At 63.8% G+C, this 19,045-nt stretch carries 17 protein-coding genes; 13 read left to right on the top strand and 4 right to left on the bottom strand.

The annotated features are described in order from the left end of the window. Positions 1-109 precede the first annotated feature (109 nt). The gene (locus L981_RS16805; protein ID WP_043618487.1) at positions 110-457 is read right to left on the bottom strand and encodes a helix-turn-helix transcriptional regulator; all 348 of its coding nucleotides are present in this window, start codon (positions 455-457) and stop codon (positions 110-112) included. Between the two features lie 257 nt (positions 458-714). Between L981_RS16805 and gltX the strand changes: the two genes are divergently transcribed. After that, entirely contained in the window at positions 715-2,172 is a 1,458-nt protein-coding gene (gltX, locus tag L981_RS16810; protein ID WP_043618490.1) for a glutamate--tRNA ligase, read from the top strand. Between the two features lie 10 nt (positions 2,173-2,182). Beyond that, positions 2,183-3,679 (top strand): lysine--tRNA ligase, encoded by a 1,497-nt coding sequence (gene lysS, locus L981_RS16815; protein WP_043618493.1) that lies wholly within the window; start codon positions 2,183-2,185, stop codon positions 3,677-3,679. Between the two features lie 95 nt (positions 3,680-3,774). On the opposite strand, the gene L981_RS16820 is transcribed toward lysS, so the two are convergent. Beyond that, entirely contained in the window at positions 3,775-4,434 is a 660-nt protein-coding gene (locus L981_RS16820; RefSeq protein ID WP_043618619.1) for a hypothetical protein, read from the bottom strand. Positions 4,435-4,632: 198 nt separating this feature from the next. Beyond that, the gene (locus tag L981_RS16825) at positions 4,633-4,956 is read right to left on the bottom strand and encodes a hypothetical protein (protein ID WP_043618495.1); all 324 of its coding nucleotides are present in this window, start codon (positions 4,954-4,956) and stop codon (positions 4,633-4,635) included. 205 nt (positions 4,957-5,161) lie between these two features. On the opposite strand from L981_RS16825, the gene L981_RS16830 reads away from it, so the two are divergent. From L981_RS16830 to mnhG, 11 genes are all read left to right on the top strand, one after another. After that, entirely contained in the window at positions 5,162-6,115 is a 954-nt protein-coding gene (locus L981_RS16830; RefSeq protein WP_043618497.1) for a nucleoside hydrolase, read from the top strand. Between the two features lie 88 nt (positions 6,116-6,203). Continuing rightward, positions 6,204-7,214, top strand: coding sequence for a ligase-associated DNA damage response exonuclease (locus L981_RS16835; protein ID WP_043618500.1), 1,011 nt, complete (start codon positions 6,204-6,206; stop codon positions 7,212-7,214). Positions 7,215-7,217: 3 nt separating this feature from the next. Beyond that, complete coding sequence (locus L981_RS16840) at positions 7,218-8,837, top strand: cisplatin damage response ATP-dependent DNA ligase (protein WP_043618503.1); 1,620 nt, start codon at positions 7,218-7,220, stop codon at positions 8,835-8,837. 63 nt (positions 8,838-8,900) lie between these two features. After that, a complete protein-coding gene (locus L981_RS16845; RefSeq protein ID WP_043618506.1) occupies positions 8,901-9,086 on the top strand; it encodes a DUF3008 family protein in 186 nt (61 codons plus the stop codon). Positions 9,087-9,218: 132 nt separating this feature from the next. Further along, the gene (locus L981_RS16850; protein ID WP_043618509.1) at positions 9,219-11,858 is read left to right on the top strand and encodes an EAL domain-containing protein; all 2,640 of its coding nucleotides are present in this window, start codon (positions 9,219-9,221) and stop codon (positions 11,856-11,858) included. A 285-nt stretch (positions 11,859-12,143) separates the two neighbouring features. Beyond that, a complete protein-coding gene (locus tag L981_RS16855; RefSeq protein WP_082006059.1) occupies positions 12,144-15,089 on the top strand; it encodes a monovalent cation/H+ antiporter subunit A in 2,946 nt (981 codons plus the stop codon). Further along, complete coding sequence (locus L981_RS16860; protein ID WP_034787081.1) at positions 15,089-15,436, top strand: Na+/H+ antiporter subunit C; 348 nt, start codon at positions 15,089-15,091, stop codon at positions 15,434-15,436. The genes L981_RS16855 and L981_RS16860 overlap by 1 nt, the downstream gene beginning before the upstream one ends. Beyond that, entirely contained in the window at positions 15,429-17,045 is a 1,617-nt protein-coding gene (locus L981_RS16865; protein ID WP_043618513.1) for a monovalent cation/H+ antiporter subunit D, read from the top strand. Before L981_RS16860 ends, L981_RS16865 begins: the two co-directional genes overlap by 8 nt. A gap of 3 nt (positions 17,046-17,048) precedes the next feature. Beyond that, positions 17,049-17,534 (top strand): Na+/H+ antiporter subunit E, encoded by a 486-nt coding sequence (locus L981_RS16870; protein ID WP_043618515.1) that lies wholly within the window; start codon positions 17,049-17,051, stop codon positions 17,532-17,534. Continuing rightward, positions 17,531-17,812 (top strand): K+/H+ antiporter subunit F, encoded by a 282-nt coding sequence (locus tag L981_RS16875; RefSeq protein WP_034787089.1) that lies wholly within the window; start codon positions 17,531-17,533, stop codon positions 17,810-17,812. Before L981_RS16870 ends, L981_RS16875 begins: the two co-directional genes overlap by 4 nt. Then, positions 17,809-18,180: a monovalent cation/H(+) antiporter subunit G gene (mnhG, locus tag L981_RS16880; RefSeq protein ID WP_043618517.1), complete on the top strand. Its 372-nt coding sequence runs from the start codon at positions 17,809-17,811 to the stop codon at positions 18,178-18,180. Before L981_RS16875 ends, mnhG begins: the two co-directional genes overlap by 4 nt. A gap of 53 nt (positions 18,181-18,233) precedes the next feature. Here mnhG and cobM read toward each other — a convergent pair whose 3' ends face one another. Then, a complete protein-coding gene (gene cobM, locus L981_RS16885) occupies positions 18,234-18,995 on the bottom strand; it encodes a precorrin-4 C(11)-methyltransferase (RefSeq protein ID WP_043618520.1) in 762 nt (253 codons plus the stop codon). Positions 18,996-19,045: the final 50 nt, after the last annotated feature.

Genomic DNA, 19,045 nt, shown 5'->3' on the forward strand with positions numbered 1-19,045 from the left:
AGAGCTTCGTTTAGAGAACCGAAGGGACCGGGCTTACCTTATCCGGTCCTGCCTTTTTCGACGTCCCCTGCTTAGCGCAGAATGGCCAGAGACGGAAGACGGGCGGCGATCAGTTCTTGCCGGCGCCGGGGTCGATGTGCTGGAGTTCCTGCAGATAGGCGTCGAGACGGTCGAACTTCTGCTCCCAGAAGCGGCGGTAGCCGTCGAGCCAGCTGTTGACGTCCTTCAGCGGAGCGGCTTCAAGCTTGCATGGCCGCCACTGCGCTTCGCGGCCGCGGCTGATCAGCCCGGCGCGCTCGAGAACCTTGAGATGCTTGGAGACTGCCGGCAGGCTCATTTCGAAGGGCTCCGCCAGCTCGCCGACCGAGGCCTCGCCAAGCGCGAGGCGGGCGAGAATGGCCCTTCGCGTTGGATCGGCCAGGGCTGAGAGCGTCGTCGACAAGCGATCTTCCGGCATTTTCTAAAAAACCTTTCAGTTAAATAACCTTTTGGTTCATTAACGCCCGCAGGCGGCAGTGTCAACAAAAACCGGCGTGATCGGGTTTCCGTTGACATGATCGGCGTTCTATGGTCTCACGCGAGCCTATTGGAATAGCCTGCCGATACCGTTGTTGCGGCACCCTTGCGGGCCTTTCCTTCCCATAAAATGCGCGCCCCCGGCGGCCGGTTTCTTCTCCGGCAAGGGGCGAAAAGCACGTCAGACGGGCAAAGACCATGGCAAATTCAGCAGTCCGGGTACGCATCGCACCCTCCCCCACCGGCGAGCCGCATGTCGGCACCGCCTACATCGCTCTGTTCAACTACCTCTTCGCAAAAAAGCATGGTGGCGAGTTCATCCTGCGCATCGAGGACACCGATGCCACCCGCTCGACGCCGGAGTTCGAACAGAAGGTGCTGGACGCGCTGAAATGGTGCGGGCTCGAATGGTCGGAAGGTCCTGATGTCGGTGGCCCTTACGGTCCCTACCGCCAGAGCGACCGCAAGGACATGTACCGCCCCTACGTCGAAAAGATCGTCGAGAACGGTCACGGCTTCCGTTGCTTCTGCACGCCCGAGCGGCTCGAGCAGATGCGCGAGAGCCAGCGCGCCGCCGGCAAGCCGTCGAAGTATGACGGCCTGTGTCTCCACCTGTCCGCCGAGGAAGTGACGTCGCGCGTTGCCGCCGGCGAACCGCACGTCGTGCGCATGAAGATCCCGACCGAGGGCTCGTGCAAGTTTACCGACGGCGTCTATGGCGACGTGGAAATTCCGTGGGATGCCGTCGACATGCAGGTCCTGCTCAAGGCCGACGGCATGCCGACCTACCACATGGCCAACGTCGTCGACGACCACCTGATGAAGATCACCCACGTCGCCCGTGGCGAGGAGTGGCTGGCCTCCGTGCCGAAGCACATCCTGATCTACCGCTATCTCGGCCTCGAACCGCCGGTCTTCATGCACCTGTCGCTGATGCGCAATGCCGACAAGTCGAAGCTGTCGAAGCGCAAGAACCCGACGTCGATCTCCTACTACACGGCGCTTGGCTACCTGCCGGAAGCGCTGATGAACTTCCTCGGCCTGTTCTTCATCCAGATCGCCGAAGGCGAGGAACTGCTGACGATCGAGGAACTGGCTGCAAAGTTCGACTCGGAGAACCTCTCCAAGGCCGGCGCGATCTTCGACATCCAGAAGCTCGACTGGCTGAACGCCCGCTGGATCCGCGAGAAGCTTTCGGAAGAAGAATTCGCCGCCCGCGTCCTTGCCTGGGCGATGGAAAACGACCGCCTGAAACAGGGCCTGAAGCTCAGCCAGTCGCGCATCTCGAAGCTCGGCGAGTTGCCCGATCTCGCAGGCTTCCTTCTGAAGTCGGACCTTGGCCTCAAGCCCGAAGCCTTCGCCGGCGTCAAGTCGACGCCCGAAGAGCTGCTCGAGATCCTCAACACGGTTCAGCCGGATCTGGAAAAGATCCTCGAATGGAACAAGGAATCGATCGAGGCCGAACTGCGTGCGATCGCCGAGCGCATGGGCAAGAAGTTGAAGGTGATCTTGGCGCCGCTATTCGTGTCCGTGTCCGGCTCGCAGCGCTCGCTGCCGCTGTTCGACAGCATGGAAATCCTCGGCCGCGCCGTGGTCCGCCAACGCCTCAAGGTCGCGTCCCAGGTGGTCGCCTCCATGGTCGGCAGCGGAAAGTAAGGAGAGCACGATGAACGACAAGACCGAGACCACTGGCCTCTCCTCCGACGCCACGGAAGTGCGCGCACAGAAGCTGAAGCTTTTGCGCGAGCAGATCGGCGACGTCTATCCGGCGCATTTCCACCGGACGATGAGCAATGCCGAGCTGACCGCCAAGTACGAGAGCCTGGAGCCGGATACCGAGACGCAGGATGTCGTGACCGTCGCCGGCCGCGTCTACTCCTCGCGCAACTCCGGCATGTTCATGGACATCCATGACGCGTCGGGCAAGATCCAGATCTTCAGCCACAAGGACGTGACGAGCGACGAAGCCCGCGGGGTGCTGCCGATGATCGACATCGGCGACATCATCGGCGTGACCGGCGTCGTGCGCCGCACCAAGCGTGGCGAGCTGACGATCAACGCGCAGGCGATCACGATGCTGACGAAGTCGCTGCTGCCGATGCCCGAGAAGTGGCACGGTCTCTCCGACATCGAGATCCGCTACCGCAAGCGCCACCTCGACATCATGACCAACGAGGAATCGAAGCTGCGCTTCCAGCAGCGCAGCAAGATCGTCTCGGGCATCCGTCGCTTCATGGAAAACGACGGCTTCATGGAAGTCGAGACGCCGATGCTGCATTCGGTCTATGGCGGCGCCACCGCCGAGCCGTTCAAGACGCATCACAACACGCTGAAGCTCGACATGTTCCTGCGCATCGCGCCGGAACTTTACCTGAAGCGCACGCTGGTCTCGGGTCTGACCGACAAGGTCTTCGAGATCAACCGCAACTTCCGCAACGAAGGCGTCTCCACCCGGCACAATCCGGAATTCACCATGATGGAGTGCTACTGGGCCTATGCCGACTACGAGGACATCATGGACCTCGTCGAGCGGCTGTTCGGTGAGCTTGCGATGGCGATCCACGGTTCGACCGAGTTTGCCTATGGCGACAAGGAAATCTCCTTCAAGGGTCCGTTCCGTCGCGTACCGATGCCTGACGCCGTCAAGGAAGCGACCGGTATCGACTTCCTGGCGATGAAGACCGACGAGGAAGCCCGCGCTGCCGCCAAGGCTGCCGGCTTCGAGGTCGAGAAGGACTGGACCTGGGGCGAGTGCCTCGCCTTCATCTTCGAAGAGAAGGTCGAAGGCACGCTGATCCAGCCGGCCCACGTCACGCATTTCCCGAAGGACATCTCGCCCTTTGCCAAGGAAGTGCCGGGCGAGCCGCGCCTCGTCGAGCGTTTCGAGACCTATTGCAACGCCTGGGAACTGGGCAACGCCTTCTCCGAACTGAACGACCCGGAAGAGCAGCGCGCCCGCATGGTCGAGCAGCTGGAGCAGGCGCATGCGCGCGGCGAAAAGGCCAAGCAGCTCGACGACGAATTCCTTGACGCGATCGACCAGGGCATGCCACCGGCCGGTGGCCTCGGCATCGGCGTCGACCGCCTGATCATGCTTTTGACCAACGCACCGTCGATCCGCGACGTCATCCTCTTCCCGGCCCGCCGGCAGAAGGCTGACTGATCAAGGTCGCATCGCCACGAACACGAAGGCCCGCCGCTCACGCGCCGGGCCTTTTTCAGTTTCAGAGGGATCGCATAGCCGGACGTGACCCGGGCCTAGTGGCCTGCGGGCGCCTCGGCGGTCTCGGCCGGCTTGGCCTCGTGTTCACCGGCGCCGCCCTCGGCGGTCGCGCCATCGGCCGGTGCGGCCGATGGATCGATGCATGGCGAATGGTCGTCCATGGCCGCCATCATCGTGCGGATGTCGTCCATCGAAAGGTCGATGGTCTTGCCATGGAAGACACCGACAGAATTGGCCGTGCCGTCATTGTAGAACGCTCGAAACGTCTCGCTCATGCCCGGAACGCTCTGCGGACCGGGAGCGAAGAGCACCTCCGCACCAATCGCGGCACCGCGCACATCGGCCCGGTTTTCAGGGCCGGCGGAATCGAGCACGACGACCTGATAGAGATCTGCCCGTTCGGCCTTGGCCAGGGCGCCGACGACGCGCAACGCCGTGCGCATGCGCGCCTGGCCGTCGGCGCGGTCGGTCTTGACGTGCATGCGGATCCAGCGTTGGCCGTTGTGGCTGAGCTTCAGCGTGCGAATGGTCGTGCATTCGAGGCCCGATACCTTCGGTTTGGAAAGTTCCGCCATCAGCGCGTCGCGGCTGACATAGACGGCAGCGCCGCCCGAAGCGGCGGAAACACCGAAGGCCGCCGTGAGAATGACGAGCAGTCTCTTCGATGGCCTGATCTTGCCGAGGATAGCCTTCACGAGGGTGGACTCCGCCGTCATATCCAGAAATTGCAAAAAGCCCGGAACGGGCAGCACAACATTAGGCGCGCGACCTTTCGGAAAGTTTAAATTGCGGTAGCGATCTGCCGGCAACCCGCAGGAGACCGGCGGCAGGGGATCAACAAAAAGGAAGGCGGGCGATTGCGCGCCCGCCTCCCTCTCAAAGCTCTACGTCGATCAGTCCACGGCGATATCGATGCGGTCGCGGCACTCGCGGTAAGGCGAAAAATGCGCCTTGCCCGAGGCGTCGACCCATCGGCGGTTTTCGACGCAATAGGCACCCGACTTCGTCAGGATGACCTTGGGGCGCCGCCGGTTGTAGCTGTCGTTGGAATGGGTGAAGGAACCGATGCCGGCATACCAGTCGCTGCTGTCGGAAGAACCGTTGCCGCCACCACCGCCGCCACGGCCCTTGCCGCCAGCGCTTTGGGCAAAGGAGGGAGCGGCAAACGACGTTGCCGCGGTGACGACGATCATGGAAACAAGAACCAGCCTATGCATGACATTACCTCCCGGTTGACTGGATGAGCCGTTCCCATCCACACGCGGAGCTTGCCATGCTCACCCGGTTGGCGATGTTCCCATGGAAACCGGCCAGGGCGCGGCCGGTCGCCCGCCAAAGCCTCCGGGAGGGTGATTGACATTCGTGGCCATCTTGCCTCCATTGCGAGCCGTCAAACACAAGAACAAGAAAAGAAGAACGAGAATGCATAAAGTTATCTTTGATACGGATCCGGGCATCGACGATGCAATGGCGCTGCTCTTCCTGCACCGTCACCCGGCCATCGACCTGATCGGCATCACCACCGTTTTCGGCAATGCCTCGGTCGAAACCACGACGCGCAACGCGCTGTTCCTGAAGCGTGAGTGGGGCATCGACGCGCCCGTGGCCAAGGGCCTCGACAAGACCTTCAATCCTGAGCGCCCGCATGTCGGCTGGCCGACCTTCATCCACGGTGACGACGGCCTCGGCAATATCGACGTGCCGGAGACGATCGACCTGCCGGTCGACCCGCGCCCGGCGCACCGCTTCATCATCGACACCGTTCGCGCCCATCCCGGCGAAGTGACGCTGATCGCCGTTGGCCGCATGACCAACCTGGCGCTGGCGCTGCGCGAGGATCCCGAGTTCGCAGCGCTCGTGCGCGAAGTCGTCATCATGGGCGGCGCCTTCGACGTCAACGGCAACATCACGCCGGCTGCCGAAGCCAATATCCACGGCGACCCGGAAGCCGCCGACGTTGTCATGACCGCGCCCTGGCCGGTCACCGTCGTCGGTCTCGACGTCACCACCCAGACCGTGATGACCAAGGCGATGATCGCCGATGTCGCCGAACGCGGCGGCGACGCCGGCAAGCTGCTCGCCGACATCTCGAAGTTCTACGTCACCTTCTACGAGCAGCACGTGCCCGATGGCATGGTCGTGCACGACAGCTGCGCCTGCGCCTATGTCGTGGCGCCTGACCTGTTCACCGTCAGAAGCGGCGCGATCCGCGTCGTCTGCGGCGGCATTGCCGATGGCCAGACGATCCAGAGCCCCGACACCAGGCTGTTCCCGCCGAGCCCCTGGGACGATCTGCCGAGCCAGAAGGCCTGCATCGACATCGATGCCGCCCGCACGCTGAAGCTGATCATCGACACGCTGGTTCTGCCGGGTTGAAGCTGAACGAGGCGCAGCAAATGTTGCGCCTCGAAAAACTTGAACAACACGGCTGGCGAATGTGCATTCGCCGGCTATCTTTCAGTCCATGAAACCGGACGCCCTGCTCTACCCCGCCCCCAAAGGCCTCTATTGCCCGATCGGTGACTTCTACATCGACCCGGTTCAACCGGTCGAAAGGGCGCTGATCACCCATGGTCATTCCGACCATGCCCGCGCCGGCCATGGCCAGGTGCTCGCCACCCGCGAGACCCTGGACATCATGCGCATCCGCTACGGCGACGACTTCTGCGGCACGAGCCAGCCGATCGCCCTTGGCGAAACGCTCACCGTCAATGGCGTCGAGGTGGGCTTTTATCCTGCCGGCCACGTGCTCGGCTCGGCGCAGATCTCCGTTCGCACAGACGGTACACGCATCGTCGTCTCAGGCGATTACAAGCGACGGCGGGACCCGACCTGCGCCGGCTTCGAGCCGGTCGCCTGCGATGTCTTCATCACCGAAGCGACCTTCGGCCTGCCAGTCTTCCACCACCCGGACGACCGCGCGGAAACGCGCAAATTACTGACGTCGCTCGCGCAATTCCCCGAGCGCACCCACGTGGTCGGCGCCTATGCGCTCGGCAAGGCGCAGCGGGTGATCGCGCTGCTGCGCGAAGAGGGGTATCACCAGCCGATCTTCATCCATGGCGCCCTGCAACGGCTGTGCGACTACTACCAGAGCCAGGGCATCGACCTTGGCGACCTGCACCCGGCAACGCTTGCAGCCGACGACAAGCAGGATTTCAGGGGCACGATCGTGATCGGCCCGCCCGCCGCCTTCGCCGATCGCTGGTCGCGGCGCTTCTCCGACCCGATCGCCAGCTTCGCTTCCGGCTGGATGCTGATCCGGCAAAGGGCGAAACAGCGCGGCGTCGAGCTGCCCTTGATCATCTCCGACCATTGCGATTGGGCCGAACTGACGGCGACGATCACCGAGATCGCACCGGCCGAAGTCTGGGTCACGCACGGGCGGGAGGAGGCACTGGTGCGCTGGTGCGAACTCAAGGGCATCGTCGCCCGTCCGCTGCATCTCGTCGGCTACGACGACGAGGGAGAGTGACGGATGCGCGCCTTCGCCGAACTGCTCGACCGTCTCGTCCTCAGCCCGCAGCGCAACGCCAAGATCCGCCTGCTTGTCGATTACTTCCGCACCGCGCCGGACCCCGATCGCGGCTATGCGCTTGCCGCGATCGCCGGCACGCTGTCGCTCAACACGGTCAAGCCGGCAATGATCCGCGACCTCCTGCTCGAACGCATGGACGCGGTGCTCTTCCAGTATTCCTACGATTATGTCGGCGACCTCGCCGAAACGGTTTCGCTCGTCTGGGAGCCGCCTGCCGGCACCGTGGAGGCGGACATTCCGCTTGGCGAGGCCATCGAGCGCCTGCAAAGGACCGGACGCGCCGATGTGCGCGGCGTCGTTCGCGACATGCTCGACCGATTGGATACCTCGGCGCGCTTCGCCTTCCTAAAACTTGTGACGGGCGGCCTTCGCATCGGCGTATCGGCGAAGCTCGCCAAGCAGGCGCTCGCGGACATGGGCGGCAAGGACGTCGCCGAAATCGAGACCCTCTGGCACGGCCTGTCGCCTCCTTACCTGCCGCTCTTCCGCTGGCTTTCGGGAGAGGCGGAAAAGCCCGCGCTTTCGACGCCGGCCGTCTTCCATTCGGTCATGCTCGCCAACCCCGTCGGCGACGGCGATCTCGACGGGCTCGACCCAAAGGATTTCGCCGCCGAATGGAAGTGGGACGGCATCCGCGTTCAGCTTGCCAACATCGGCGGTGTGCGCCGGCTCTATTCCCGCAGCGGCGACGAGATTTCCGGCGCCTTTCCCGATGTACTTGAAGCCGCCGACTTTACCGGAGTGATCGACGGCGAACTGCTCGTCGGCGGCACCGCGCGCACCAACCGCGCTACCCGAACTTTCGCCGACCTGCAGCAACGGTTGAACCGCAAAGCGGTCAGCCCTAAGCTCATCGAAACCTATCCGGCCTTCGTCCGCGCCTATGACATTCTCTTCTCAGGCGAAGAGGACGTTCGCCCACTGGGCTTCGTCGAACGACGCGCGCTGCTCGCCGACATCGTCGAGCGCGCCTCGCCGCAGCATTTCGACCTCTCGCCGCTGGTGCCCTTCTCGTCTTGGGAAGAACTCGACCGGCTGCGCGCCGATCCGCCGGATCCCGTCATCGAAGGCATCATGCTGAAACGGCTGGATTCGCCCTATACGCCGGGCCGCGCCAAAGGCCCGTGGTTCAAGTGGAAGCGCGCGCCCTTCAATATCGACGCGGTGCTGATGTATGCCCAGCGCGGCCACGGTAAGCGCTCGAGCTATTACTCCGACTACACCTTCGGCGTCTGGACCGACATCGAGGGCAAGGAAACGCTGGTGCCCGTCGGCAAGGCCTACTTCGGCTTCACCGATGCGGAACTCGAAATCCTCGACCGCTTCGTCCGGGACAACACGACCGAACGCTTCGGCCCGGTGCGGGCAGTCAGGGCGGAACCCGATTTCGGTTTCGTCGTCGAGGTCGCCTTCGAGGGCATCAACCGCTCGAGCCGGCACAAGTCGGGCGTCGCCATGCGTTTCCCGCGCATCGCGCGCCTGAGACAGGACAAGCTGCCGCGCGACGCCGACCGGCTGGAGACGCTGCAGGCGATGATCGAAGCGCGGGAGAATACCTAGCTTCGCGGAACATCCGTCGCTGCCTCGCGTTGGCCAGAGCAACCAACCGAAAGGCGATGTGCCATGCCAGCCAAATCGAAAGCCCAGCAGCGTGCAGCCGGCGCTGCCCTTGCCGCCAAGCGCGGCGACGTCAAGAAATCCAGCCTTAAGGGCGCGTCGCGCGAAATGGAAAAATCCATGAGCGAAGGTGAACTCGAAGAGCTTGCAGAAACCAAGCACAAGAAGCTGCCCGAGCGCAAAGGTGACTGAGACGCGAAGGAATAAAAGCGGCACCTAAAACAAGGTTTATTAAGACCCTTTTGGGATTATCCGGCTCAAGACATAGCCATTCGCGTGCCGCCGGGGTGTTTCGTGCCTGCCAGACATGCTTTCAACCTCGGAATGAAGAAGCTCTCCAGGGTTTTGACGCCGAGCTATCTTCCGGCGATCATCGCCGCCTTCGTGGTTCTGGTCGCCGGCATCCTTGCGGACAACCAGAACCAGGTGGTCGACGAGGCGCGCCAGCGCGCCCGCGTCGCCGAGGAACTCAACCCCATCCGCTCCAAGCTCGAGGCCAACGTCAATGGCAACATCCAGCTCGTTCGCGGGCTGATCGGCACCCTGGTCACCGAGCCGGCGATGGACCAGCAGCGTTTCGCCGCTCTGGCGCGCAGTGTCTTCACCGAGCGCTCACAATTGCGCAGCATCGCCGCTGCGCCCAATCTGATCGTCTCGCTCGTCTATCCGCTCGAACAAAATCGCCGCGCCCTCGGCCTCGACTATCGCAAGAACGAGGCGCAGCGCGCCGCCGTCATGCGCGTAAAGGACACCGGCCAGATGGTGCTTGCCGGGCCTGTCGATCTCGTCCAGGGCGGCAAGGGCCTGATCGGCCGCTTCCCCGTGTCGATCGATGCGGGCGGCGGCAGCAACCGCTTCTGGGGCATCGTCTCGGCCATCATCGACGTGGACCGGCTCTATCGCGACAGCGGCCTTTCTTCCGACGAACTCGGCATCGACGTCGCCATTGCCGGTCGGGACGGCACGGGCGCGCAGGGTCCGGTCTTTTACGGCGACGCGAACATTTTCCGCGATGCACCGGTCGAAATGACCGTGCTTCTGCCCGGCGGCTCCTGGCATATCGCCGCCGTTCCGAAGGGCGGCTGGCCGACGACGGCTGGCAATGCCTGGCTCATTCGCGGCCTCATCGTCATTGGCGGCCTGATGATTATCCTGCCGATGGTGTTGACCGGGCGCCTCCTGACCGAGCGGCAAGGCAACATTCGTGCCCTCAGGCACAGCAAGGCGCAGCTCCAGGAGCTCTCCCATCGGCTGAAGATCGCGCTCGACTCCTCCCAGATCGGCATCTGGGAACTCGACGTCGCCAGCAGGAAGCTGCTCTGGGACGATCGGACCAAGGAGCTCTATGGACGGACGGCATCGTTGCGCCAGGCCTATGACGACTGGAAGGACACGCTGCACCCGGACGATCTCGACCGCGCCGAACGGGAATTTGCCGAGGCGCTGGAATCCGGGCTCGCCTACAATTCCGATTTCCGCGTCCGCCTGCCCGACGGCGGCACGCGCCACATCCGGGCCAACGGTTCTTTCTACATCGGCGCCGACGGCCACCGGAAGATCGTCGGGGTCAACTGGGACGTGACCGCCGACTTCGAGACCCGCGAAACGCTTTTCGAAGCCAAACGCACGGCCGAGGCGCACAGCGTCGAACTCGAAGCGGCGCGTCATCGCATGGAGTTCAACGCGCTGCACGATCCGCTGACCGGCCTGCCGAACCGCCGCTTCCTCGACCAGGTCCTGGCTGAGCGCGACCGGCATTTCGCGCGCGAGGCGAAGCTCAGCATCTTCCACATGGATCTCGACCGGTTCAAGCAGATCAACGATACGCTCGGCCACGCGGCCGGCGACGAGATCCTCAGGCATGCCGCCGAATTGCTGCGCGGCAATGCCGACGAAAAGGACTTCGTCGCCCGCATCGGCGGCGACGAATTCGTCCTCGTCCGCCAGGATGGCGGCATGGAGCCGGACGCCCGGCTGGCGTCGCGCATCATCGAGGCGATGAGCGTGCCCGTCCGCTACAAGGACCAGGAGTGCCGCATCGGCGTCAGCATCGGCATCGCCGCCCAGAGCCAGGCGAACGAAGAGCTGTCGCACGTGCTCGTCAATGCCGACATCGCGCTCTATGAGGCCAAGCGCCGCGGCCGCAACCGGCACGAGATCTTCACCGGCGAACTGAAGACGGCAGTCTTCAAGACCAAGCAGACCGCCGACGAGATCCTGCGCGGGCTCGAGCACAACGAGTTCATCGCGCATTTCCAGCCGCAGTTCTGTCCGCGCTCGCTGGACATCATCGGTGTCGAGGCGCTGGCGCGCTGGGATCATCCGACCAAGGGCCTGCTTGGTCCGCACACGTTCCTGAAGACGGCCGAAGACATCAACGTCGTGGCCTCGATCGACCAGGCGATCCTGGAGCAGGCGCTGTTCCAGATCTACCGCTGGGAAGCGAGCGGCATTCATATCCCCAAGGTCTCGGTCAATCTCTCCTATGCGCGGCTTCACGACGAAAATCTGATCGAGCGCCTGGAGCAGCTGCAGATCCCGGCGGGCCGCCTGTCGTTCGAACTGTTGGAATCGATCTCCTTCGACGAGAGCGACGTGACGGTTCTGTCGAACATCCGTCGGATCAAGGAACTCGGCATCGACATCGAGATCGACGATTTCGGCACCGGCTATGCATCCATCGTCAGCCTCTTGAAGCTGACGCCGCGGCGCTTGAAGATCGACCGCCAGCTCGTCCTGCCGATCCTGAAGTCGCCGGCCGAAAAACGCCTGGTCGAGTCCATCATCGATATCGGCACATCGCTCGGCATCGAGGTGATCGCCGAAGGCGTCGAGACCCTCGAACACGCTGCTATCCTGAAGGAACTCGGCTGCCACGGGCTGCAGGGTTATGCCTTCGCGCGGCCCATGAGCGCCAACGACCTTGCGACCTTCGCCTTCGAGCGCCGGTGGCTGGCAGCCTGAGATAGGCTTCGGCGCCTGTTAAAAACGCAGGTGCGTGCATTTTTCGCAGGCTTGAGGCTTGGCAGCCCTGCCGCGAATCGCCATAAAAACAATTGCCTGCCTCCGCTTCATGGGAATGGCGGCATCACCTGCGGCAGTCGCTGATGCGACCGCCCTTTCGGGCCTCTAGAGTGTCCCGCTTCAAGTGGAACCACTGAAAGCGGAAAAGATGCTCTAGAATCAAAATCCTGGTGCGTTTCCTGTGCATTCTTTTCGGAAAGCACGGCGCTCGGGTGCCCGCTCTCCATGAACCCGAACGAAGGGAACGGTACGATCGAATACGCGGGAAAATTGCTTTCTGTCTTCATTCTCGCCCCATTTGCGGGAAGCCTTCTTGCAATCTTCTTTCCGCCCGATCAGCGCGGTGCGACGGCCTGGTTTGCAGGAGCGATTGCGCTCCTGTGTTTCCTCGTCGCCGCCGGTCTCTATCCCTTCGTCACTTCCGGCGGCGTCCTGCGCTACGACATCGCCTGGCTTCCGGAACTCGGCCTCAACTTCACGCTCCGGATGGACGGCTTCGCCTGGCTCTTCACGGTTCTGGTGACTGCGATCGGCGTGCTCGTGGTGCTTTACGCCCGCTACTACATGGCGGCGGAAGATCCCGTTCCACGCTTCCTGTCGCTGTTCCTTGCCTTCATGGGCTCGATGCTCGGTGTCGTGCTATCTGGCAATCTCATCCTGCTCGCCGTCTTCTGGGAACTGACGAGCATCGTCTCCTTCCTATTGATCGGCTACTGGCACCACAATGCGCACGCCCGTGACGGCGCACGCATGGCGCTAACGGTGACCGGCACCGGCGGCCTCTGCATGCTCGTCGGCCTGCTTCTGATGGGCCGCATCGTCGGCAGCTACGATCTCGACGTCGTGCTCGCCTCCGGCGACCTCATCCGCAACTCGCCGCTCTACATACCGGTCTTGATCCTGGTGCTGCTCGGTGCGTTGACGAAGAGCGCGCAGTTCCCGTTCCATTTCTGGCTGCCGCACGCCATGTCGGCGCCGACGCCGGTCTCGGCCTACCTGCACTCGGCAACCATGGTGAAGGCCGGCGTCTTCCTGCTGGCGCGCCTCTGGCCGGTGATGGCCGGCACCGAGGCCTGGTTCTGGATCGTCGGCCTCGCCGGTCTTTCGACGCTGCTGCTCGGCGCCTATTTCGCCATCTTCCAGCAGGACCTCAAAGGCCTGCTCGCCTATTCCACCATCAGCCATCTCGGCCTGATCACCGTGCTCCTGAGCCTCGGCAGCCCGCTGGCCGCGGTCGCCGCGGTGTTCCACATCGTCAACCACGCGACCTTCAAGGCGTCGCTGTTCATGGCGGCCGGCATCATCGACCACGAGACCGGAACGCGCGACATGCGCAAGCTCGGAGGGCTGATCAGGTATATGCCTGGAACGGCGGTGCTCGCCATGGTCGCGAGCGCGGCCATGGCCGGCGTGCCGCTCTTGAACGGCTTCATCTCCAAGGAAATGTTCTTCGCCGAAGCGATCGAAACGCACCAGGCCAACATTCTCGACACGATGACGCCCTATGTCGCGACGCTCGCCGGCATGTTCGCGGTCACCTATTCGCTGCGCTTCATCCACAGCGTCTTCTTCGGCAAGACGCCGGAGGACCTGCCGAAGGTGCCGCACGAGCCGCCGCGCTGGATGCGCGTGCCGATCGAGTTCCTGGTGCTTGCCTGCCTCGTCGTCGGCATCATCCCGGCGATCACCATCGGCCCGTTCCTGCACACGGCGGTCGTCTCCATTCTCGGCGCCAACACGCCCTATTACAGTCTTTCCGTCTGGCACGGCTGGAACCTGCCGCTGATCATGAGCTTCGTGGCGCTTCTCGGCGGCATTGGCCTCTACTTCCTGATGCGCAACTATCTCGCCACCAGCGTCGAAGGGCCGCCGGTCTTCCGCCTGCTGCATGGCCAGCGCATCTTCGAGCGCGTGCTGGTAACGCTCTCCTGGAAATGGGCGCGCTTTCTCGAGCAACGCCTCGGCACGCGGCGGCTGCAGCCGCAGATGCGCTTCCTCGTCTTCATCGCGATCGCCGCCGGCGCGCTGCCACTGCTTCTCAATCATTTCGAGCTGCCGCCGCTTCTCGTGCGCAGCATCGATCCGGCCTTCGCCCTGCTCTGGGCGATCGGCATCGCCTGCGCCATCGGTGCGGCGATCCTGGCAAAGTTCCACCGGCTGGCAGCGCTCGTGCTGCTCGGCGGCGCCGGGCTCACCACCTGCCTGACCTTCGTCTGGCTTTCCGCGCCCGATCTGGCGGTAACGCAGCTCCTCGTCGAGATCGTCACGACGGTGCTGATCCTGCTCGGCTTGCGGTGGCTGCCGAAGCGCATCGAGGACACCGAGGAAACCGAACTGTTGTCGCTGAAGGTCCGCTTCCGGCGCTTGCGTGACTTCCTGCTGGCGGTCGTCGCCGGCGGCGGTGTGGCGCTGATCGCCTATACGATGATGACCCGGCCCATGCCCGACACGATCGCAAGCTACTTCCTCGAGCGCGCCTACAAGGAAGGCGGCGGCACCAATGTCGTCAACGTCATCCTCGTCGACTTCCGCGGCTTCGATACGCTCGGCGAGATCGCGGTGTTGGCGATCGTCGCGCTCACCGTCTTCGCCTTGCTGCTGCGCTTCCGCCCGCAGGCCGACAGCCTGGAGGCGCCGGAACAGCAGCGCGTCCAGAACGCCTTCGACGACGATCATCCAGACCGCAACAAGGGTGACAGCGTCGCCGAATACCTGTTCGTGCCGTCGGTGATCATGCGCTGGATGTTCCCGGTCATCGGCATGCTCGCAGCCTACCTCTTCCTGCGTGGCCATGACCTGCCGGGCGGCGGCTTTGCTGCCGGCATCGCCATGTCGATCGGCTTCATCCTGCAATACATGTCCGGCGGAACCCGCTGGGTCGAGGAACGGCTGCGCATCCATCCGCTGCGCTGGATGAGCATCGGCCTTCTGGTGGCGGCCGCAACCGGCATCGGTTCCTGGTTCTTCGGCTATCCGTTCCTGACGTCCCATGCGCAATACGTGACGCTGCCGATCATCGGCAAGTTCCCGCTGGCGAGCGCCCTGTTCTTCGATCTCGGCGTGTTCTCGCTGGTGCTCGGCGCAACCGTGCTGATCCTGATCGCGCTTGCCCACCAGTCGATCCGCGCGCCGCGTGCCCATGCGCGCGCCATGCGAAAGGAGGCACGCTGATGGAGATCATTCTCTCTGCCGCAATCGGCGTCCTCACAGCTTCCGGCGTTTACCTGCTGCTGCGTCCGCGCACCTATCAGGTGATCATCGGCCTCTCGCTGCTCTCCTACGCCGTCAACCTCTTCATCTTCGGCATGGGGCGCCTTCGCGTGAACGCGCCACCGGTGCTGGAACCGGGTGGCGTCGGCGATCTCAGCCGTTTCACCGATCCGGTGCCGCAGGCCCTCGTCCTGACAGCCATCGTCATCGGCTTTGCCATGACCGCGCTCTTCCTCGTCGTGCTACTCGCCTCGCGCGGCTTCACCGGCACCGACCATGTCGACGGCAGGGAGCAGCGCCATGACTAACTGGATGCACCACCTGCTGATCCTGCCGATCCTGCTGCCGCTGATGGTCGGCGCAGCAATGATCCCGATCGACGAGCGCAACCGCTCGCTCAAGGGCGTGATGAGCTTCGTCTCGACGCTCGCGCTCTTCATCCTCTCGATCGTGCTGATGCGGATCGCCTCGATGGACGGAGCGCCCGCGGGCAATGGCGTCTATCAGCTCGGCAACTGGCCCGCCCCCTTCGGCATCGTGCTCGTTCTCGACCGTCTGTCGGCGCTGATGCTGTGCCTGACGAGCGGACTGGCGCTAGCCGCCCAGGCCTATTCGATCGCGCGCTGGCACACCGCCGGCCACCACTTCCATTCGCTGTTCCAGTTGCTGATCGCCGGCCTCAACGGCTCGTTCCTAACCGGCGACCTCTTCAACCTCTTCGTCTTCTTCGAGATCATGCTGGCGGCGTCCTACGGGCTGCTGCTGCACGGCTCCGGGCCGCTGCGCGTCAAGGCGGGACTGCACTATGTCGCGATCAACCTTGCGGCGTCGTCGCTGTTCCTGATCGGCGTCAGCCTGATCTACGGCGCGACCGGCACGCTCAACATGGCCGATCTCTCGATGAAGCTGGCAACGCTCTCGCCGGAGGATCGCCAGATGGTCGAGGTCGGCGCCGGCGTGCTCGGTGTCGCCTTCCTGGTGAAGGCCGGCATGTGGCCCTTGAGCTTCTGGCTGCCGACGGCCTATTCGGCCGCGACGCCGCCGGTCGCCGCGGTCTTTGCGATCCTCACCAAGGTCGGCATCTATGTCATTCTCAGGTTTTCCCTGCTGGTCTTCGGTGCGAGCGCCGGCGCGTCTGCCGGTTTCGGCCAGCCGGTCCTGCTTGCAGGCGGCCTGCTGACGATCGCGTTTGGTGCCATCGGCGTGCTCGCGTCGCAGGCCATGGGGCGCCTCGCCGCCTATTCGGTGCTGGTCTCCTCCGGCACGCTGCTCGGCGCCATCGGCCTCGGCCATCCGAGCATGATCGCCGGTGCGCTCTTCTATCTTGTCAGCTCGACGCTGACGATCGCCGCTTTCTTCCTGCTGATTGAACTGGTCGAGCGCGGCCGTGACGCCGGCGCCGACGTTCTGGCGGTGACGATGGAAGCCTATGGCGACGCCGACGAGGACGAAGAGGAAGAAGAAGTCGGAGCCGCGATTCCCGGCACAATGGCGATCCTCGGCCTTTGCTTCTGCCTTTGCGCCCTCCTGCTTGCGGGCCTGCCGCCGCTCTCCGGCTTTGTCGCCAAGTTCGCCATCCTCGGCGGTCTCTTCGGCCTGTCGGGAGCAGAAGCCGCGCCGACGATTTCCGCCGCCGACTGGACCTATGTCACGCTGCTGATCCTTTCCGGTCTCGCCGCGATGATCGCGATGAACCGCGTCGGCATCCGTACCTTCTGGGCCTCGATCGAAAACACCGTGCCACGCGTCGTCGTCATCGAGATCACCCCCGTGGTCGTGCTGCTCGCGGCCTGCATCTTCTTGAGCGTGCAGGCCGGGCCGGCCATGCGCTACATGCAGGCAACGGCGGATTCGCTGTTCGATCCCACGGGTTACACGGAACGGGTGCTCACGGCGCCCCGGGCGGGAGGGCAGTAGACGATGCGCACCTGGCTCCCCTATCCGCTTCTCTCCGTCGGGCTGCTCGTCATCTGGCTCCTGCTCAATCAGTCGGTCGCACCCGGCACCTTCCTCATGGGGACGATATTGGCAACCGGTCTCGGCTGGGTGACGCTGAAGCTCGGCCTCATGCGATCGCATCCGCGTCGGATCCTGTTGATCGTGCGCTTCGGCTTTGCCGTCGCCCTCGATGTGATCCGCTCGAACATCGCGGTCATCGCCGTCATCCTGCGTGGCCAGCGCCGCCCACCGAACTCGGGCTTCCTGACCATCGATCTCGATCTGGAAGACGAAAACGCCCTGGCGCTGCTTGCCTGTGTCATGACCGCGACGCCGGGAACGGCCTGGCTCGAATACGATCGCGGCCGCAAGTCGCTGCTCTTCCACGTGCTCGACATGGAAAACGAGGACATCTGGCTCGATACGGTCAGGCGCTACGAGACCGCCCTGAAGGAGATATTCGGATGATGGAACTTTCAATCATCTGGTCGATCCTGATTGCCCAGATCATGCTCGGCCTGGCGATGGCCTTTGCCTTCTATCGCATGGTGCGAGGACCGCGCGCCCAGGACCGCATCCTCGGCCTCGACACGCTCTACATCAACGCCATGCTCATGCTCTTGACCTTCGGCATCCGCACGGCCAACTCGCTCTATTTCGAGTCCGCACTGATCGTGGCTTTGATCGGCTTCGTCTCGTCGATCGCCTTCGGCAAGTTCCTGATGCGCGGGGAGATCATCGAATGAGCCACCTCACCGATCTTCCCGTCTGGGCCGCCGTGCTCGTCTGCGGGCTGACCGTTCTCGGCGCCGCGGTGGCGCTGATCGGCTCCGTCGGCCTGCTCCGGTTTACGAGCTTCTACGAGCGCCTGCACGCGCCGACGCTCGCGACCAGCGGCGGCGTGCTGATGATCTGCACCGCCTCGATCATCTGCTTTGCCGTGCTGCAGAGCCGCTGGGTGTTCCACGAGATCCTGATCATCGTCTTCGTCGTCGTTACCACGCCGGTGACGCTGATGCTGCTCGGCCAGGCGGCGCTCTACCGCGACCGCGTCGAGGAAAAGCGCGGCGTCCCGCTCAAGCAGCGACCGCCCCGCGAAGAACCGGCAGAATAGATTTCAAGACGCGTTCAGGCTGGAAGCTTGGGTTGCTCCCATGGGAGCGTGGCCTATTCGCCACGCCCTCTGAAACGCCGCTGATAAGCGGGATCGTAGAGCGAGCTTTCGCGGAAATCGGAGGCTTCTAGCCCCGGACCAACGAAGATCAGCGCCGTGCGCTCGATCGGCTCTTCCGCCACCTTGGCGGCGATATCACCGAGCTTGCCGCGCACCACCCGCTCGTCCGGCCAGGAGGCCTTGACGACGATGGCGACCGGGCAGTCGGCACCGTAGAGCGGTGTCAATTCCTCGACCACCTGCTGCAGCGCATGGATCGCAAGGTGGATCGCCAACGTCGAGCCGGTGGCACCGAAGGCGGCAAGCGTTTCGCTGTTCGGCATCGGTGAAGCGCGGCCGGAAACGCGGGTCAGCACCAGGCTCTGGGCCACCGCCGGAATGGTCAGTTCACGCCCAAGCGCTGCGGCAGCCGCGGCAAAAGAGGGAACTCCCGGCGTCATCGTATAGCCGATGCCGTGCTTTTCCAGCCGGCGGATCTGCTCGGCCACCGCGCTCCAGACCGAGAGGTCGCCGGAATGCAGACGGGCCACGTCCAGACCATCAGCTTCGGCTCTGAGATACTCCGCCTCGATTTCGTCGAGCGACATTGGTGCCGTATCGATTATGCGCGCGCCCGGCGGGCAATATTGCAGCAGTTCCGGCGAGACGATCGAGCCGGCATAGAGGCAGACCGGGCAGCGCCCGATCAGATCGCGACCGCGCACCGTGATCAGGTCTGCAGCTCCCGGGCCGGCGCCGATGAAATGTACCGTCATAGGTTGCTCTTTCTTTTTCTTACGCAGTCCTGACGCAAGACCGCGTCATG

Source organism: Ensifer sp. ZNC0028, assembly GCF_000799055.1.
Classification (GTDB): Bacteria; Pseudomonadota; Alphaproteobacteria; order Rhizobiales; family Rhizobiaceae; genus Ensifer.

Bases quoted from the DNA above. Each gene is read 5' to 3' on its own strand.
- L981_RS16830 (WP_043618497.1), top strand. From the start codon at position 5,162: ATGCATAAAGTTATCTTTGATACGGATCCGGGCATCGACGATGCAATG.
- L981_RS16855 (WP_082006059.1), top strand. From the start codon at position 12,144: ATGAACCCGAACGAAGGGAACGGTACGATCGAATACGCGGGAAAATTG.
- lysS (WP_043618493.1), top strand. From the start codon at position 2,183: ATGAACGACAAGACCGAGACCACTGGCCTCTCCTCCGACGCCACGGAA.
- L981_RS16860 (WP_034787081.1), top strand. From the start codon at position 15,089: ATGGAGATCATTCTCTCTGCCGCAATCGGCGTCCTCACAGCTTCCGGC.
- L981_RS16825 (WP_043618495.1), bottom strand. From the start codon at position 4,956: ATGCATAGGCTGGTTCTTGTTTCCATGATCGTCGTCACCGCGGCAACG.
- L981_RS16865 (WP_043618513.1), top strand. From the start codon at position 15,429: ATGACTAACTGGATGCACCACCTGCTGATCCTGCCGATCCTGCTGCCG.
- gltX (WP_043618490.1), top strand. From the start codon at position 715: ATGGCAAATTCAGCAGTCCGGGTACGCATCGCACCCTCCCCCACCGGC.
- L981_RS16835 (WP_043618500.1), top strand. From the start codon at position 6,204: ATGAAACCGGACGCCCTGCTCTACCCCGCCCCCAAAGGCCTCTATTGC.
- L981_RS16870 (WP_043618515.1), top strand. From the start codon at position 17,049: ATGCGCACCTGGCTCCCCTATCCGCTTCTCTCCGTCGGGCTGCTCGTC.
- L981_RS16845 (WP_043618506.1), top strand. From the start codon at position 8,901: ATGCCAGCCAAATCGAAAGCCCAGCAGCGTGCAGCCGGCGCTGCCCTT.
- L981_RS16840 (WP_043618503.1), top strand. From the start codon at position 7,218: ATGCGCGCCTTCGCCGAACTGCTCGACCGTCTCGTCCTCAGCCCGCAG.
- L981_RS16850 (WP_043618509.1), top strand. From the start codon at position 9,219: ATGAAGAAGCTCTCCAGGGTTTTGACGCCGAGCTATCTTCCGGCGATC.
- L981_RS16875 (WP_034787089.1), top strand. From the start codon at position 17,531: ATGATGGAACTTTCAATCATCTGGTCGATCCTGATTGCCCAGATCATG.
- L981_RS16805 (WP_043618487.1), bottom strand. From the start codon at position 457: ATGCCGGAAGATCGCTTGTCGACGACGCTCTCAGCCCTGGCCGATCCA.
- cobM (WP_043618520.1), bottom strand. From the start codon at position 18,995: ATGACGGTACATTTCATCGGCGCCGGCCCGGGAGCTGCAGACCTGATC.
- mnhG (WP_043618517.1), top strand. From the start codon at position 17,809: ATGAGCCACCTCACCGATCTTCCCGTCTGGGCCGCCGTGCTCGTCTGC.